Annotated in this window: 16 protein-coding genes; 4 read left to right on the forward strand and 12 right to left on the reverse strand. The window is 70.0% G+C overall.

What is annotated here, in order from left to right:
* Positions 1–238 precede the first annotated feature (238 nt).
* The 3 genes from atzF to ACIQNU_RS23735 are packed head-to-tail and all read left to right on the forward strand — an operon-like array spanning position 239 to position 3,241.
* Entirely contained in the window at positions 239–1,939 is a 1,701-nt protein-coding gene (atzF, locus tag ACIQNU_RS23725) for an allophanate hydrolase (RefSeq protein ID WP_401369692.1), read from the forward strand.
* 41 nt (positions 1,940–1,980) lie between these two features.
* Positions 1,981–2,634 (forward strand): ATP-dependent Clp protease proteolytic subunit, encoded by a 654-nt coding sequence (locus ACIQNU_RS23730; protein ID WP_401369695.1) that lies wholly within the window; start codon positions 1,981–1,983, stop codon positions 2,632–2,634.
* Between the two features lies 1 nt (position 2,635).
* Positions 2,636–3,241, forward strand: coding sequence for a ClpP family protease (locus ACIQNU_RS23735; RefSeq protein WP_401369698.1), 606 nt, complete (start codon positions 2,636–2,638; stop codon positions 3,239–3,241).
* Between the two features lie 18 nt (positions 3,242–3,259).
* On the opposite strand, the gene ACIQNU_RS23740 is transcribed toward ACIQNU_RS23735, so the two are convergent.
* Complete coding sequence (locus ACIQNU_RS23740; RefSeq protein ID WP_401369700.1) at positions 3,260–3,664, reverse strand: helix-turn-helix domain-containing protein; 405 nt, start codon at positions 3,662–3,664, stop codon at positions 3,260–3,262.
* A 75-nt stretch (positions 3,665–3,739) separates the two neighbouring features.
* Between ACIQNU_RS23740 and ACIQNU_RS23745 the strand changes: the two genes are divergently transcribed.
* A complete protein-coding gene (locus tag ACIQNU_RS23745) occupies positions 3,740–4,231 on the forward strand; it encodes a GNAT family N-acetyltransferase (RefSeq protein WP_401369701.1) in 492 nt (163 codons plus the stop codon).
* A gap of 195 nt (positions 4,232–4,426) precedes the next feature.
* Here ACIQNU_RS23745 and ACIQNU_RS23750 read toward each other — a convergent pair whose 3' ends face one another.
* The 11 genes from ACIQNU_RS23750 to ACIQNU_RS23800 all read right to left on the reverse strand — a co-directional run bounded on the left by ACIQNU_RS23750 (position 4,427) and on the right by ACIQNU_RS23800 (position 15,890).
* The gene (locus ACIQNU_RS23750; protein ID WP_401369704.1) at positions 4,427–7,243 is read right to left on the reverse strand and encodes a DEAD/DEAH box helicase; all 2,817 of its coding nucleotides are present in this window, start codon (positions 7,241–7,243) and stop codon (positions 4,427–4,429) included.
* A 214-nt stretch (positions 7,244–7,457) separates the two neighbouring features.
* Positions 7,458–8,417: a twin-arginine translocase subunit TatC gene (gene tatC, locus ACIQNU_RS23755; protein ID WP_401369707.1), complete on the reverse strand. Its 960-nt coding sequence runs from the start codon at positions 8,415–8,417 to the stop codon at positions 7,458–7,460.
* Positions 8,418–8,464: 47 nt separating this feature from the next.
* Positions 8,465–8,755, reverse strand: a complete 291-nt coding sequence (gene tatA / locus ACIQNU_RS23760; RefSeq protein ID WP_401369709.1) for a Sec-independent protein translocase subunit TatA — start codon at positions 8,753–8,755, stop codon at positions 8,465–8,467.
* Between the two features lie 231 nt (positions 8,756–8,986).
* Positions 8,987–9,184, reverse strand: coding sequence for a hypothetical protein (locus tag ACIQNU_RS23765; RefSeq protein ID WP_401369711.1), 198 nt, complete (start codon positions 9,182–9,184; stop codon positions 8,987–8,989).
* Between the two features lie 9 nt (positions 9,185–9,193).
* Positions 9,194–9,463, reverse strand: a complete 270-nt coding sequence (locus ACIQNU_RS23770; RefSeq protein ID WP_401369714.1) for a hypothetical protein — start codon at positions 9,461–9,463, stop codon at positions 9,194–9,196.
* A 53-nt stretch (positions 9,464–9,516) separates the two neighbouring features.
* Complete coding sequence (locus ACIQNU_RS23775) at positions 9,517–10,530, reverse strand: helix-turn-helix transcriptional regulator (protein WP_401369957.1); 1,014 nt, start codon at positions 10,528–10,530, stop codon at positions 9,517–9,519.
* A gap of 78 nt (positions 10,531–10,608) precedes the next feature.
* A complete protein-coding gene (locus tag ACIQNU_RS23780) occupies positions 10,609–11,586 on the reverse strand; it encodes a helix-turn-helix transcriptional regulator (protein ID WP_401369716.1) in 978 nt (325 codons plus the stop codon).
* Positions 11,587–11,719: 133 nt separating this feature from the next.
* Positions 11,720–12,094, reverse strand: a complete 375-nt coding sequence (locus ACIQNU_RS23785; RefSeq protein ID WP_401369719.1) for an FKBP-type peptidyl-prolyl cis-trans isomerase — start codon at positions 12,092–12,094, stop codon at positions 11,720–11,722.
* Positions 12,095–12,137: 43 nt separating this feature from the next.
* Positions 12,138–13,133 (reverse strand): FKBP-type peptidyl-prolyl cis-trans isomerase, encoded by a 996-nt coding sequence (locus tag ACIQNU_RS23790; RefSeq protein ID WP_401369721.1) that lies wholly within the window; start codon positions 13,131–13,133, stop codon positions 12,138–12,140.
* A 126-nt stretch (positions 13,134–13,259) separates the two neighbouring features.
* A complete protein-coding gene (gene pafA / locus ACIQNU_RS23795) occupies positions 13,260–14,621 on the reverse strand; it encodes a Pup--protein ligase (RefSeq protein ID WP_389897022.1) in 1,362 nt (453 codons plus the stop codon).
* A gap of 9 nt (positions 14,622–14,630) precedes the next feature.
* Positions 14,631–15,890: an MFS transporter gene (locus tag ACIQNU_RS23800; RefSeq protein WP_401369724.1), complete on the reverse strand. Its 1,260-nt coding sequence runs from the start codon at positions 15,888–15,890 to the stop codon at positions 14,631–14,633.
* Between the last annotated feature and the right edge of the window lie 24 nt (positions 15,891–15,914).

Below are 15,914 nucleotides of genomic sequence, written 5' to 3' on the forward strand. Positions count from 1 at the left end.
AGAAGCCCCCACCCCGCCTGTGCGCACCCACCACAGAGTCCCTGCCCCGTCCGTGGGCACCCACCGCAGAAGCCCCTGCCCCATCCGTAGGCACCCACCACAGAAGCCCCCACCCCGCCTGTGCGCAGCCGCCGCACAAGTCCCTGACCTGTCTGTGGGCAGCTGTCCCGCTGGGCGGGACGGGTGGGCACAGACCCACCACCGGGCCGCGCCCGAAGAACCAACCCCAAGGACCCCGATGCCCGGACGCACAGTTCACCGAGTCACCGCCGCCTACACCCGCATCCGAGAGGAAAGTCGCCCCGAAATCTGGATCACCCTCCGCGACGAGAAAACGTTGACCGAGGAGGCCCGGTATCTGGACACCCGTACCGCCGCAGGCGAACACCTCCCCCTCGCCGGCACCCTCCTCGCCGTGAAGGGCAACATCGACGTGGCGGGCCTCCCCACCACGGCGGGCTGCCCCTCCTACGCGTACCACCCCACGACGGACGCCCCGGCGGTCGCCCGCCTCCGCGGGGCCGGCGCCCTGGTCCTGGGCACCACGAACCTGGACCAGTTCGCCACGGGCCTGGTCGGCACCCGCTCCCCGTACGGCGCCGTCCGGTGCGCCCACGACCCCACCCGCATCAGCGGCGGCTCCAGCTCCGGTTCGGCGGTCGCGGTCGCCCTCGGCATCGCCGATCTGGCCCTGGGCACCGACACCGCGGGCTCCGGCCGGGTACCCGCCGCCTTCAACGGCATCGTCGGCCTCAAGCCGACCCGCGGTCTCGTCCCCGTGGACGGCACCGTCCCGGCGTGCGCGTCGCTGGACTGCGTGTCCGTCTTCGCCCGTACGCTCCCGGAGGCCGAACAGGCCCTGGCCCATCTGATCACCGGCCCCGCGACCGCGCCGCCACCGCGCGCCCCCGGCCCCTGGCGCGTGGCCGTCGCCGGACCGGACGGGCTCGGCGAGCTGGACGACGGCTGGGCGGAGGCGTACGCGGCGGCGGTCGACCGGCTGCGTGATGCGGGCGCCGAGGTGCGGACGGTCGATACGGCGCCGTTCACCGAGGCCGGGGTCCTGCTGTACGAGGGCGCGTTCGTGGCCGAGCGGTACACGGCGGTGGGCGAGTTCGTCGCTCAGGGTTCGGCGGACCTGGATCCCACGGTCGCCGGAATCATCACCCGCGCGGGCACCGTCCCCGCCCACCGCCTCTTCACGGACCGGGACCGTCTCGCCGTACTGCGCGCACAGGCCCTGACTCGGCTGGGCGACGCGGACGCCCTGCTCCTGCCGACCGCACCGGGCCATCCGACGCTCGCCGACGTGGCCGCCGACCCGCTCGGCGCCAATGCCCGCCTGGGCCGTTTCACCAACTCCACGAACCTGTTCGACCTGGCGGCCGTCGCGGTCCCGGCGGGCGAGGTGCGCGGGCTGCCGTTCGGCGTGATGCTGATCGGCCCCGCCCACACCGACGAACGCCTCGGACAGCTCGCCCGGCTGCTGGCGGAGCCCACGCGGGTCGCGGTGGTCGGCGCCCACCTCACGGGCCAGCCCCTCAACCCCCACCTCCTCGCCCTCGGCGCCCGCTGGGAGCGCACGACACGCACGGCACCCGTCTACCGCCTCCACGCCCTCGCCACGACACCGCCCAAGCCGGGTCTGGTGTACGTCGGTCCGGGCGGCGGCGCGCCGATCGAGGCGGAGGTGTGGCGCCTGCCCGCCGAAGGTCTGGGCCGGCTGACCGCCGCGCTGCCCCGCCCGATGACCATCGGCCGGATCGAACTCGCCGACGGCACCTCCGTCCCCGGCTTCTTCTGCGAACCCGCCGCCCTCGACGGCGCGAAGGACATCACGGCGTACGGGGGCTGGCGCGCGGCGCTGTCTGCCGTCGGCGAATCTGCTGCGGGCCGAGATTCCTCGGCCGGGGGCACCGCCCGGCCGACAGTGGAGTGAACGCGCGGCGATCAGGGGCCGCGCCACTCCGAGGAGGACCGATGGCGCCACTGACGACCGGCCGGAACCCGGCCCTGACCCCACGAGCCGAGGACGGCGACACGCCTCCGACCCGGTTCGACGACCATCTCGCCGCGCAGCTCCTCACCCAGCGGATCGTCTTCCTCGGCACCCAGGTCGACGAGGTCTCCGCGAACCGGGTCTGCGCCCAGTTGCTGCTGCTGTCCGCCGAGGACCCCCGTACGGACATCAGCCTGTACATCAACAGCCCCGGCGGCTCGGTGACGGCCGGTCTGGCGATCTACGACACGATGCAGCTCATCCCCAACGACGTGTCGACCCTCGCGATGGGGTTCGCCGCCAGCATGGGGCAGTTCCTGCTCACGGTCGGCGCGAAGGGCAAGCGCTTCGCCCTGCCGAACGCCCGCATCATGATGCACCAGCCGTCCGCCGGCATCGGCGGCACCACCGCCGACATCGCGATCCAGGCGGAGAACCTCGAATTCATGAAGCAGTCCATCGAGCGGATCACCGCCGAACACTCCGGCCAGTCCGTCGAGACGATCTCCCGCGACGGGGACCGCGACCGCTGGTTCACCGCGGCACAGGCCAAGGAGTACGGCATGGTCGACCGGGTGGTCGACTCACTCGACACGGTCCGTCCGGCGGGCGACCGGCGACGGATGGGACTCTGACATGGGCCAGTACACGATCCCGACGGTCGTCGAACGCACCACGCAGGGCGAAAGGTCCTACGACGTCTACAGCCGGCTCCTCTCGGAACGGATCATCTTCCTCGGCACGGAGATCGATGACGGCGTCGCCAACGTCGTCATCGCCCAGCTTCTCCACCTGGAGTCGGCGAGCCCCGAGTCCGAGATCGCGATCTACATCAACTCGCCCGGCGGCTCCTTCACTTCGCTGATGGCCATCTACGACACGATGACCTTCGTCCAGGCACCCATCTCGACGTTCTGCGTGGGTCAGGCGGCGTCGACCGCGGCGGTGCTCCTTGCGGGCGGCGACCCGGGTCGGCGGTTCGTCCTGGAGCACGCGCGGGTGCTGCTGGGTCAGCCCGCGAGCGGCGGTCGGCAGGGCACCGTCTCGGACCTCAGCCTCCAGGCGAAGGAGATGCTCCGCATCCGCGCACAGGTCGAGGAGGTGCTGTCCCGGCACACACCGCACGACGTGGCGACGCTGCGCGCGGACATGGACCGGGACAAGGTGTTCAGCGCCGAGGAGGCCGTGGCGTACGGCCTCGCCGACGAGGTCCTGGGCCGCAGAGTCGTACGAGCCACCTGACCCCTGGACCGTGTCGGCTCAGGCGGCCAGGCACATCCCGCCGTAGCGCGAGGTGTTCGGCGCGCTCTGCGGCCTGCGGCCGGTGGTGTGCCTCACGGCGGTGAGGCGCACCAGCTCGCCGTGGGTCAGGGCGAGCAGACCGGCGAGGTCGAGGCCGAGCGCGCGGGCAGCGGCGGCGAGGACTTCGGACGAGGCCTCCTTGCGCCCCCGCTCCAGCTCGGAGAGGTACGGCATGGAGATACGGGCCGCTTCGGCGACGTCCTTGAGCGTGCGCTGCTGCGCGAGCCGTTCACGCCGGAGGACGTCCCCGACGAGGTCCCTCCACAGCGGTTCTCTCGGGGCGGGCGTCGCTTCCGGCCGGGCGGCCACCGGGGCGGGGCGCAGCGGGACGACACGGGCTGGGTTCGGCACCTGAGGGGTCACCTGTCCAGGGTAGAAGCGCGCCGCCGGACGAAAAGCAGGTGGCGTTCCGCCCTGAGGGGAATCTAGGGTCCGCCCATGTCTTCATCGCTCCGCCTGGAAGAGATCACTCCGGCCAACGTCGAGGCGGCCTGCCGCCTGTCCGTACGCCCCGACCAGCAGGATCTCGTCTCCCCCGTCGCCTGGTCACTGGCAGAGGCGTACGCCCAGCCGGAGGTCGCCTGGCCCCGCCTGATCTTCGACGGCGACCGGCTCGTGGGCTTCGTCATGGCCTTCTTCGGGGTCCGCTTCTACCCGGACGACCCGTCCGACACCGCCCGGGACGGCATCTGGCGCCTGAACATAGCGGCGGACCAACAGGGTCATGGATACGGCCGTTTCGCAGTGGAGTCGGTCTGCGAGGAGATCCTCCGCAGAGGCGGCAGTACGGCCACGGTGACGTACAACCCCCGCCCCGGCGGCCCCGAACCGTTCTACCGGGGCCTCGACTTCCACCCCACCGGCAGAACAAGCGGCACCCAACTGGTGGCGGAACGCCCCCTACCGCCAATCACGCAACCCCCCGCCTGAGCCCCCCGGGGGGACCCATCTTCAAAAAATGGCCAGATCACCCCCACCCACCCAAGATCTGGCCATTCCCCAAACCAGCCCCCTCCCCCAACCCCAAAGCCCAACGCGCGGACCCACACCCAACACACCGAAGCCCCACCCACTACCCAACCCCTCGCCCCCCCCGGCGCCCCCTCCCCCAACCCAAAACCAACATCACCCCACCGACGAGTAAGCCACCACCCCCCGCAGCAACCCATCCACAGCCCGCCGCGCATTCTTCGCCACGGTCGACCCCTCCGCCCCCACAGGCGCCGCCGCCGAGATCTGCCCCAGCACATCGATGACCTGCTTGCACCACCGGACGAAGTCCCCCGCCGGCATCTCGGCCTCACGCAACACCTCGTCAAGCCCCCGCCCGGACGCCCACATGTACGCGGCCCACGCGAACCCGAGATCGGGCTCACGCTGCCCGACCCCCTCGGCCTGACTGATCTTGAAGTCCTCCTCCAGGGCATCGAGCCGCCCCCAGATCCGGACCATCTCACCGAGCGCCGCCTTGGCCTGCCCGGACGGCAGCTTCGGCGCCATCGCGTCGTCCCCGACCCGCGCCTCGTACACCAGGGCGGAGACACACGCGGCGAGTTCCGCCGGATTCAGCCCCTCCCACACCCCGGCCCGCAGACACTCACTGGCCAGCAGGTCCAACTCGCCGTAGAGCCGGGCGAGCCGCTTGCCGTGCTCGGTGACCTCATTGCCCCGCAGATAGTCGAGTTCGGTGAGGAGCGCGACGATCCGGTCGAACGTACGGGCGATGGTGTTGGTGCGGCCCTCGATCCGCCGCTCCAACTGCGTGGTGTCCCGCATCAGCCGGTGATACCGCTCGGCCCACCGCGCGTGGTCCTCCCGTTCGGAGCAGCCATGGCAGGGATGGGCGCGGATCTCCGTCCGCAGCCGGGCGATCTCCCGGTCGTCCGCGGCGGCGGCCCGCTGTTTGCGGTGCCGGTCGGGAACGATGTGCCCGGCCTTGGTGCGCAGCGCGGACGCGAGATCGCGGCGGGACTGCGGCGAGCGCGGATTGAACGACTTGGGGATCCGCATCCGCTCCAGCGCCTCGACGGGCACGGGGAAGTCCATCGAGGCCAGCCGCTTGACCTGCCGCTCGGCGGTCAGGACGAGCGGCCGGGGCCCGTCGTGCTGGTCGAGGCCCCGGTGACCGTTGGACCGCCCGGCGGGCAGCCCGGGGTCGAGGACGAGCGCCAGACCCGCGTACTTCCCGGTCGGGACATGGATGACGTCGCCGGGCTTGAGCTTCTCCAGGGCCTCGGCGGCGGCGGCCCGCCGCTGCACCGCACCCTGCCGCGCCAACTCGGTCTCGCGGTCCTTGAGTTCACGGCGCAGCCGCGCGTACTCCTCGAAGTCGCCGAGGTGGCAGGTCATCGACTCCTTGTAGCCGTCGAGCCCTTCCTCGTTGCGCTGGACCTGGCGGGAGATCCCGACGACGGACCGGTCGGCCTGGAACTGCGCGAACGACGTCTCCAGGAGTTCCCGCGAGCGGTGCCGCCCGAACTGCTCCACCAGATTGACGGCCATGTTGTACGAGGGCTTGAAGCTGGAGCGCAGCGGATACGTACGGGTGCCGGCGAGGCCCGCGAGATGGTCGGGGTTCATCCCGCGCTGCCACAGCACGACGGCATGACCTTCGACGTCGATGCCGCGGCGGCCCGCGCGCCCGGTGAGCTGGGTGTACTCGCCGGGTGTGATGTCGGCGTGCTGCTCACCGTTCCACTTGACGAGCTTTTCCAGGACGACCGAGCGGGCCGGCATGTTGATGCCGAGGGCAAGCGTCTCGGTCGCGAAGACGGCCTTCACCAGGCCGCGTACGAAGAGTTCCTCGACGACTTCCTTGAAGGTGGGCAGCATGCCCGCGTGGTGCGCCGCGATACCGCGCTCCAGGCCCTCCAGCCATTCGTAGTACCCGAGGACATGGAGGTCTTCGGAGGGGATGGACGCGGTGCGCTCCTCCACGATCTCGCGGACCTTCGCGCGCGCGTCCTCGTCGTTGAGCCGCAGCCCCGCGTACAGACACTGCTGTACGGCCGCCTCGCAGGCCGCGCGGCTGAAGATGAACGTGATCGCGGGCAGCAGCCCCTCGGAGTCGAGCCGCTCGATGACCTCGGGCCGGCCGGGGGTCCACACCCGCGACCGCTGCCTGCGGTCCCGCTCGCGGTCGGCCTCGCGCATGTTCCTGCCGCGCCGCCGGTCCCTGCCGTACGAGGGCCGGCCGGCCTCCATGGACGCCATTCGGGTGAGGTCGGGGTTGACGGCCTTCTTGTGGCCCTCGCCCTCCTCGAACAGGTCGTACATCCGGCGTCCGGCGAGGACGTGCTGGAACAGCGGGACAGGCCGGTGCTCGGAGACGATGACCTCGGTGTCGCCGCGGACCGTGTCGAGCCAGTCGCCGAACTCCTCGGCGTTGGACACGGTCGCCGAGAGGGAGATCAGGGTGACCGACTCGGGGAGGTGGATGATCACTTCCTCCCAGACGGCGCCGCGGAACCGGTCGGAGAGGTAGTGCACCTCGTCCATGACGACATAGCCCAGGCCGAGGAGGGTCTGCGAGCCCGCGTACAGCATGTTCCGCAGGACCTCGGTCGTCATCACGACGACCGGGGCGTCGGCGTTGACGCTGTTGTCGCCGGTGAGGAGGCCGACCTTGTCCGCGCCGTACCTCCGGCAGAGGTCGGAGTACTTCTGGTTGGAGAGCGCCTTGATGGGCGTCGTGTAGAAGCACTTCTTGCCCTGGCCGAGCGCCAGATGGACGGCGAACTCGCCGACGATCGTCTTGCCGGAGCCGGTGGGCGCGGCCACGAGGACGCCCTTGCCCGCTTCGAGTGACTGGCACGCCTCGATCTGGAAGGGGTCGAGGCCGAAGTCGTACATCTCGCGGAATCCGGCGAGTGCGGTGGCCTGCTCGGCGGCGCGCCGGCGTGACGCCGCGTACCGCTCGGCCGGGGAGAGGTCCTCTGTCATCGTGCTTTCGAGCCTACCCGCCCCCTCCGACAGAGGACGATCATTATCGGGATCGGCACGTACGTACTGGTCAGCGCGGTGCCCCACGGACAGCGACGAAAACGGCCGGCCACACCCCCGGGGGCGCGGCCGGCCGTTCCACGGTTCCGGCGAGTCAGCTCACCTGTCACTCACCTGTCCCGCACGTACGACTCGCACATGACTCATATATGACTCACGTCACATCATCGAAGCCGTTGATCCGATCGCCCCGGTCCCGGTCGGACGACGCCTGCTCGGGCAGCGCCCGACGGGCGGACACGGGCTCGACATCGTCGATGTCCTCCACCGTGAGATCCAGGTCGGACGCCTCGTCGTCGCCCGGCCCCTCGGCCTCGACCCGGGCCTTGCGCCGGTCGTTGAGCAGCGAGAATCCAGTGGCCAGGAAGTACAGCACCCAGATCGGTCCGGCGAGCATCATCATCGTCAGCGGGTCGGTGCTGGGCGTCGCGACGGCGGCGAAGATCGTGATGCCCATGATCATGCCGCGCCACCAGCCGAGCATCCGTTTACCGGTGAGGATGCCGGTCAGGTTGAGCATCACCAGGAGCAGCGGCAGTTCGAAGGAGAGCCCGAAGACGATCACCATGCGGGTGATCAGGTCGAGCAGATCGTCGAGCGGTAGCTGGTTGTCGAGGTCGGCTGGCGAGAATTCGAGCAGGACCTTCGCCATCGTCGGCAGCGTCTTGTACGCGAAGAAGGCACCGCCGAGGAACAGCGGGGCTCCGGTGGCGACGAACGCCATCGCGTACTTCTTCTCGTGGCGGTGCAGACCCGGGGCGATGAACCCCCACAGCTGGTAGAGCCAGACCGGCGACGCGAACACCACACCGGCGGTGAGGGAGACCTTCAGTGCCAGCGTGAACGGGGTGAGCAGACCGTTCAGGACGATGCGGGCACAGGTGCCGCTCCGCTGCTGCGCCAGCTCCGAGAAGGTGGCCTCGCATCCGACGGAGTTCAGAATCGGGTTCGTGAAGAACTCGATCATGTCCTTGTAGAAGAAGGCGGCCACGATCGTGAAGGCGATGATGGCCAGTACGGCTTTCGCGAGCCGGTTGCGTAGCTCACGCAGGTGCTCCGCGAGGGGCATCCGCCCCTCGGGATCCTTCTCCTTCTTGCGGGCAGACTTGAGCAACCCACGTCCTCATCTCGTGCGGCAGGCCGGTGATGACCGGCCCTGCGTCAGCGCTGCGTCGTCGTGTCCGTCGGCTCGGTCACCGGGCGTGAACTGGTCACGTCACCGGGCGCGGCCTGGATCGTCCGCGGTGCGGCGGGCTGCTCCTGCTTCGGCGGGTCGGCTGGGGCGGTGGCCTGGTCGCCGCCCTCCGACTTCATCGCCTTGGCCTCGCTCTTGAGGATGCGGGCGGACTTGCCGAGGGAGCGGGCCATGTCAGGAAGCTTCTTCGCGCCGAAGAGGAGCAGGATGACGACGAGAATCAGAGTGATCTCAAGCGGGCCGAGCCTTCCGAACATAAGCGTTTACCTTCTCACCGAGGCGGCGTGGGCGGGGTGCTGCCCGATCGGTCGGACTGACGTCCGACCGCCGTGCTGGCAGCGATCGTAACGCGCAGGGGTTAACGCTGGGCAATCCCTGTGCGTACTCCCAGTTCGCGGCCCGCGCCTCGTTCGTCGGGCCGTGCGAGTGCAGCCTACCTGCCGACCCTCTGCACCCAACAGGTCACGGCACCGACTTGATCGTCACGCTCACAGGGCGTCATGGCCGGCGCGTGCGGCGCCGGCCGCAGCCCGTTCGAGGTCGTCGGCGGCGCGGCCGATCCGGCTTGCGGCGTCGGCGACTTGGCGGCCGAGGCGCTGGGCCTCCAGGAAGACGCGGACGGCGAGGACGCCGAGCACGGCGAGGCCGAGGAAGCCGACTGCGATCGCGAGCATCGCCCAGAACATGCGCCGAGCCTAGACGGTCGAGTGGAGCCGGAGCGTCCGGACCCCGCCGCCGGTGAGGAGTTCGACGATGCGGTCCCCCGCGGGTTTGCGGACGGCGGCGCCGCACTCGGGGCAGGTGAAGGAGTAGAAGGTGGTGCGGTGGGAGGCGCCGATGGCCAGGCGCAGGGCCCCGGCGGAGAGTTCGAAGTAGGCGCGGCAGTCGGGGCAGGCGGCCTTGAAGAGTGCGGGAGCCTCACACGACAGGCTTGGCATTCCCGGCATTCCAGACATCTCGGCCATTCCGGCTACTTCATGAGATTTCAGTACCTTGGTGGGCGACATCGGTGAATCGCTCAACGTCCTGGCTCCTGCCGGTCGTAGGTCCCTCCGGACACGGCCCCCCGAGGCGCCGTCCCCGCCTCCGCGGGCGCCGCCCCGGCCTCCTCATAGGCCGCGAGCGCCTCACGCGCCGCCTGCCGCGCGCTGTCCGCGAGATCCTGCGGCGCCACGATCCGCCCGTCCCTGCCGAGCCGCAGCGCGAGCCTCCGCAGCGACGCCGGATCGGGCGTGCGCAGAGTGATCCGCAGCCCCCCTTCGGCCAACTCCTCGGCACTGTCGTGCGGGTAGTACTCGGCGACCCAGCGGCCCCCGGGACTCACCTCGACGATCACCTCGGGGTCCTCGGCGGCGGGCTGCACCAGAGCCTCCGACAGATCGCGCAGCTCTATCTCGGGCGGCGCGGACGGCTCGTCGAGCACCTTGATCTCGGCGACCCGGTCGAGCCGGAAGGTACGCCGGGCCTCGGAGCGGCGACACCACGCCTCGACATAGGTGTGTCCGACACTGACCAGCCGGATGGGGTCGATCTCCCGCTCGGTCAGCTCGTCACGCGCGGGAGAGTAGTACCGGATCCAGAGCCGGCGGCGCTCGGAGATCGCCCGGTCGACATCGGCGAAGACACCGCCCTCGGACTCGAAGGTGACCGAGAGCCGGGAGCTGGCGCCCGCCGCCTCGCCCGCAGCCGTCTCCAGCTTGGCGGTGGCCCGCACCAGCGCCTGCCGGTCGCTCTCGCGCAGCCCCGGCAGGGTCGTCACGGCGCGCGCGGCGACGAGCAGGGCGGTCGCCTCGTCGGCGGAGATCCGCAGCGGCGCGGCGGCCTCCGCGCTGAGGGCGCCCGGGTTGCGCCACCAGATGCGGTCGCCGTCCGTGTCGATGTCGAGGAGGTCCCCGCCCCGGAAGCTGGTCCCGCACAGCGGCAGTACGTCGAGATCGGAGATCAGCTCGTCCTCGGTGATCCCGAAGGCGCGGGCGACGTCCTCGACGCGGGCGCCGGGCCGCTCCCGCAGATAGGTGACGAGGGACAGCATCCGGCGGGTCTGGTCGATGGCGTTCGCCGGGCGCGCGGGTCTGGTCGGTTTCGCTGTCACGGTCGTCGGTCTCCCCCCTCAGCCCCTGGCCACGGCGCGCAGCCGGTCCAGCACGTCGGACCGCAGCTCGGCGGGTTCCAGGACCACCACATCGGGTCCGAACTCGACGAGCCACGCGTCCAGCCCGTGCCCGTACGGAATCTCCAACTCGTCCCACCCGTCACCGAGTTCCCGTACCGACTCGGCCTTCGCCCGAAGGGGGTACCCGGAGCCCGTCCGCAGCCGGATCCGGGCGCTGCGGTCGGCGGTCTCGCCCGCCCAGCTCGCCACGGTCTCCCGCACGGTGACGACATCCGGTACGGCGGCGGTGTACTTCCCGGCGCGGGTGCGGACCCGGCCGGTGATGCGCGAGAGCCGAAAGACCCGCTCGGCGCCCCGGTCACGGTCCCAGCCCGCGAGATACCAGTGGCCGCGCCAGCACTCCAGGGCCCAGGGTTCGACCTGCCGGGGCTCGGGGCGCGCGGCGGTCGCCTTGCGGTAGTCGAACAGCACGGTCCGCCGGTCACGGCAGGCGAGCATCAGCGGTTCGAAGGCGGCCTCGTGCACGGGGATCCGGGGCTCCAGCGCGCTGTGTGCCTCGTACGGATCGACGTCCTCGGGGAGTCCGGCGGCGCGGAGCTTCTGCAGGGCGCCGCTGGCGGCCCCGGCGAGCCGGGCCTGCTGCCAGACCTTGGCGGCGAGGCCGAGAGCCGCGGCCTCCTCGGCGTCGAGCGAGACGGGCGGCAGCCGGTTGCTGTCACGGCGGGCGAGATAGCCGACTTCGCCGTCGAGGTTCTCCACGGTCTCGATGACCAGGCCGAGTTCGCGCAGATCGTCCTTGTCACGCTCGAACATCCGGCTGAAGGACTCGTCGGAACCGGCCGCGCCCTTGCCCGGCCGGAAAGCCTCGACATACGCCTCGATGGAGTCACGCAGCTCGCGCTTGCTGAGCGGACGCCGCGTGCCGAGCAGACACAGCGCCAGATTCATCAGCCGCTCGGCCTTGGAGATGGCCATCGACGCCTTACGTCCTCTCGTTCGCTTCCGCCCGATGACCGTACCGCCCCGAAGTGCCGTGGCAAAAGCGGAGGGCCCACGCCCGAAGGCATGGGCCCCACACCTGACCGTAAGTGATCGGTAACGGCCGCGGTCAGACCGCGACCAGGTCGCACACGAAGATCAGCGACTCGCCCGGGGCGATACGGCCACCACCGGCGCCACGCTCGCCGTAAGCGAGGTGCGAGGGGATGGTCAGCTTGCGACGGCCGCCCACCTTCATGCCCTGTACGCCCTGGTCCCAGCCGGCGATGACCTGGCCGACGCCGAGCTGGAACTCAAGGGGAGTACCGCGGTTCCAGCTCGCGTCGAACTCCTCGCCGCTGGAGAAGGCCACGCCGACGTAGTGGACGGAGACGGTGTCGCCCGCCTTGGCCACCGGGCCGTCGCCCTCCCAGATGTCCACGATTTCGAGGTCCGTCGGGGCCGGACCCTCGGGGAAGTCGATCTCGGGCTTGTCGATGCTCACGTCAAATGCTCCTGCTTGGTACGGATCGGCAACGCGGACAGTCTTACATCTTCGCCAGAATGTCGACGGAGAAGACGAGCACGGAGTCCTTCTTGATCGAGCTGCCCTGCGGCGGGTTGTCGCCGTAGCCAAGGGCGGGCGGGACCACGATCAGCACCCGGCTGCCGACCTTCTTGCCGGTCAGCCCCTGCGCCCACCCCTTGACGACCTGCTGGAGCGAGAACTGCGCGAGCTGGTCCCGCGCGTACGAGGAGTCGAACTCCTTGCCGTCGGCCCACAGCACGCCCTTGTACTGCACGAGGAGCTGGTCGCTGTCCTTGACGACACCGCCGTCGCCCTCGATCACGTACTCCGAGACGAGCTTGGTGGGCGCCGCCTTCTTCGGTACGTCGATGGACGGCGCCTTGCCGTCGGTGTTGGTCCCGACCTTCGGCAGGTCCGCGTTGCCCTGCGGAACGTCCTTGCCCTTGGCGGAACTCTTCGCGTTGTACGTCTCCACGATGTCGACGACGAAGACCAGCGTGTCGGTGCCCTTGATACCGGCCTGCGCGTTGCCGTCCTTGCCGTAGCCGAGTGCCGGCGGAATGGCCAGCTCGACCCGGCTGCCGACCTTCTTGCCCACCAGCGACTGGTCCCAGCCCGGGATGACCTGGCCGACGCCGATCGGGAAGAGGGTCGGAGCGCCGCGGTCGTAGGAGTTGTCGAAGACCTTCGCGGTGTCCCAGATCTGGCCGAGGTAGTCGGCCTGGAGGTAGTCACCCTTGGCGACGACGGTGCCCGAGCCGTCGATGACCGTCTTGACCGCGAGATCCGACGACGGGGTGCCCGTGCCCTTCGCGACGGTGGGTTTCTCACCGAACTTGGTACCCGCGGTGATGTCGGGCACCGGGCCGTTCACGATCTTCGCCGTGGGTTCGGTGGAACCGGACGGCGAAGGGGACGAACTGCTGCTGGACTTGCTCTTGTCGGACTCGTCACCACATCCGGCGAGCGTGAGCAGTCCGGCCGGAACGGCGAGGAGAAGAGAACGTCGGCGCACGGTGGGGGCCTCGTATCGATCGATCTTGTTGATGGCGTGCGCGCAACTCTACGGGTAGCGAAGGGCGCCGTACCGGGAAGGTACGGCGCCCCGCGTTGCGTTCCGGAACAGGGTCCGGACGGTTGATCACATTCCGGCGATGAGTTTCTCCACCCGGTCGTCCACGGAACGGAACGGGTCCTTGCACAGCACGGTGCGCTGCGCCTGGTCGTTGAGCTTGAGGTGCACCCAGTCGACCGTGAAGTCCCGGCGCTGTTCCTGCGCACGCCGGATGAAATCACCGCGAAGGCGCGCCCGAGTGGTCTGCGGTGGCACCGACTTGCCCTCGAAGATCTTCAAGTCGTTGCAGATACGGGCGGCTTGTCCGCGCTTTTCCAGGAGGTAGTAGAGACCACGACGGCGGTGGATGTCGTGGTAGGCGAGGTCTATCTGCGCGACCCGGGGGTGCGACATGGTCATGTTGTGCTTGGCGCGATAGCGCTCGATGAGCTTGTACTTCATGACCCAGTCGATCTCGGTGCCGATCCGGTCGAGATCCTCGGACTCGATGGAGTCGAGGGTGCGGCCCCACAGCTCCAGGACCTGCTCGACCACGCCCGTGCGGATGCCGCGCCGCTCGCAGAAGTCCAGCGCCTTCTCGTAGTACTCGCGCTGCACCTCCAGGGCGGACGCCTCCCGGCCACTGGCCAGACGCACCTTGCGGCGGCCCGTGATGTCGTGGCTGACCTCGCGGATCGCCCGGATCGGGTTCTCCAGGGTCAGATCGCGCATCACGGTGCCCGCCTCGATCATGCGCAGCACCAGGTCGGTGGCGCCGACCTTGAGCAGCATGGTCGTCTCGGACATGTTCGAGTCACCGACGATGACGTGCAGCCTGCGGTAGCGCTCGGCGTCGGCGTGCGGCTCGTCGCGGGTGTTGATGATGGGCCGGGAGCGGGTCGTGGCGGAGCTGACGCCCTCCCAGATGTGCTCGGCGCGCTGGCTGACGCAGTAGACGGCGCCGCGCGGGGTCTGGAGCACCTTGCCCGCGCCGCACAGCAGCTGCCGGGTGACGAGGAAGGGGATGAGGATGTCCGCGAGGCGCGAGAACTCTCCGTGGCGGGCCACCAGATAGTTCTCATGGCAGCCGTAGGAGTTGCCTGCCGAGTCCGTGTTGTTCTTGAAGAGATAGACGTCGCCCGCGATTCCCTCCTCGTGCAGGCGGCGTTCGGCGTCGACGAGCAGACCTTCCAGAATGCGCTCGCCGGCCTTGTCGTGCGTGACCAGCTCGGTCACATTGTCACATTCGGGGGTTGCATATTCCGGATGTGATCCGACGTCGAGGTACAGACGGGCGCCGTTCCGCAGAAAGACATTGCTGCTGCGGCCCCATGACACGACACGGCGGAAGAGGTACCGCGCCACCTCGTCAGGAGACAGACGGCGCTGTCCCCTGAACGTACATGTGACGCCGTACTCGTTCTCCAGCCCGAAAATGCGGCGGTCCATGACTGAACATTACGCCTGATGCCCTGCACTGAAACCGGGTTCGGCCGCACCGTTTCGATCATTTTCCGATGACCCCGCGACACCTGCCGTACGCCCGGTAGCTGCGAGGACCCGTCCGGTGGCCAGCAGAACGACCAGCGCGCCGCACCCCGCGAGGCCCGGAACGGCGAAGGCCCAGCGGGGGCCGCCCCACTCCACGACGGGCCCCGCGGCGGCCGTGCCGACCGACGCGCCGACCGTGAACATCGTCACCAGCCAGGAGAACGCCTCGGTGACCGTGCCGCGCGGCGCGTGCCGGTCGACGACGACGAACGCGCAGGCGATCGACGGCGCCAGGAACACGCCCGCGAGGGCCATCAGGCCCAGCATGGCGACCTCTCCCGGCATCACCACGAGCGGCACGTAACAGACCGCCAGAAGAGCCACCAGGACCCGCAGCCGCCGTTCGGGCGTTCCTGACCACTGCCGCCCCCCGTAGACCAGTCCACCGACGAGGGCGCCGAGGCCGATCGCCGCCATCATCCGGCCGTACGCGGCGTCACCGCCGTGCCCGTCCGCATAGGAGAGCGCGGCGACCGTGATGGAGCCGAGGGCCGTGCCGACGCACAGGAAGGCGGCGAGCAGCGCCAGCAGGCCCGGGGAGCGCAGGGCGCCCAGCCAGTGGGCCTCGCGGGGTGCCGAGCGCCACGCGCGCGAGGGCCGCGACACGACCACGGAGAGGGCGCCCACGACGCCGATCGCGTTGATCACCAGCAGGGCCGCCTGCGCGGACCACAAAGACACGCAGAGGGTCACCAGGAGCGGCCCGACGGTGAACATGACCTCCTGGGCGACGGCATCCATGGCGTACGCCGTGTGGACCCGGTCCTCACGCCGCAGCACGCTCGGCCACAGCGCCCGCAGACCGCCTTCCAGCGGCGGCGTGAAGAGGCCCGCGACACCCACCGCCAGATAGGACAGCGGAAGCGCCGAAGTGCCCGTGAAGGCGAACGCGACCATGCCGAGAGCCGAGACCAGCGCCGCGGGCAGTTGGACGCGCGGCTGCCCGTACAGGTCGACCAGGCGGCCGAGCACAGGCTGTCCCACGGCGTTCGACACGCCATACACCGCGGCCAGCACCCCGGCCAGGCTGAACGTGCCGCCCTCCGCACGGATGAACAGCACGATCGCGATCGGCGCCGTGGCGTTGGGAAGCCGGCCCACCAGGGTGCCGGTGAGCAGCCGCGCCGCGTAGCGCGTTCTGAGGATCTCCGCGTATCCCGCGGCCATGGGCGTGCCTGCCTTCGATCGGCC

Source organism: Streptomyces sp. NPDC091292 (assembly GCF_044757265.1).
Classification (GTDB): Bacteria; Actinomycetota; Actinomycetes; order Streptomycetales; family Streptomycetaceae; genus Streptomyces.

What these genes read in the sequence shown, in the direction of transcription:
- atzF (WP_401369692.1), top strand. Translation starts at nt 239, where the DNA reads ATGCCCGGACGCACAGTTCACCGAGTCACCGCCGCCTACACCCGCATC.
- ACIQNU_RS23730 (WP_401369695.1), top strand. Translation starts at nt 1,981, where the DNA reads ATGGCGCCACTGACGACCGGCCGGAACCCGGCCCTGACCCCACGAGCC.
- ACIQNU_RS23735 (WP_401369698.1), top strand. Translation starts at nt 2,636, where the DNA reads ATGGGCCAGTACACGATCCCGACGGTCGTCGAACGCACCACGCAGGGC.
- ACIQNU_RS23745 (WP_401369701.1), top strand. Translation starts at nt 3,740, where the DNA reads ATGTCTTCATCGCTCCGCCTGGAAGAGATCACTCCGGCCAACGTCGAG.
- ACIQNU_RS23750 (WP_401369704.1), bottom strand. Translation starts at nt 7,243, where the DNA reads ATGACAGAGGACCTCTCCCCGGCCGAGCGGTACGCGGCGTCACGCCGG.
- tatA (WP_401369709.1), bottom strand. Translation starts at nt 8,755, where the DNA reads ATGTTCGGAAGGCTCGGCCCGCTTGAGATCACTCTGATTCTCGTCGTC.
- ACIQNU_RS23765 (WP_401369711.1), bottom strand. Translation starts at nt 9,184, where the DNA reads ATGTTCTGGGCGATGCTCGCGATCGCAGTCGGCTTCCTCGGCCTCGCC.
- ACIQNU_RS23770 (WP_401369714.1), bottom strand. Translation starts at nt 9,463, where the DNA reads ATGGCCGAGATGTCTGGAATGCCGGGAATGCCAAGCCTGTCGTGTGAG.
- ACIQNU_RS23775 (WP_401369957.1), bottom strand. Translation starts at nt 10,530, where the DNA reads ATGCTGTCCCTCGTCACCTATCTGCGGGAGCGGCCCGGCGCCCGCGTC.
- ACIQNU_RS23780 (WP_401369716.1), bottom strand. Translation starts at nt 11,586, where the DNA reads ATGGCCATCTCCAAGGCCGAGCGGCTGATGAATCTGGCGCTGTGTCTG.
- pafA (WP_389897022.1), bottom strand. Translation starts at nt 14,621, where the DNA reads ATGGACCGCCGCATTTTCGGGCTGGAGAACGAGTACGGCGTCACATGT.
- ACIQNU_RS23800 (WP_401369724.1), bottom strand. Translation starts at nt 15,890, where the DNA reads ATGGCCGCGGGATACGCGGAGATCCTCAGAACGCGCTACGCGGCGCGG.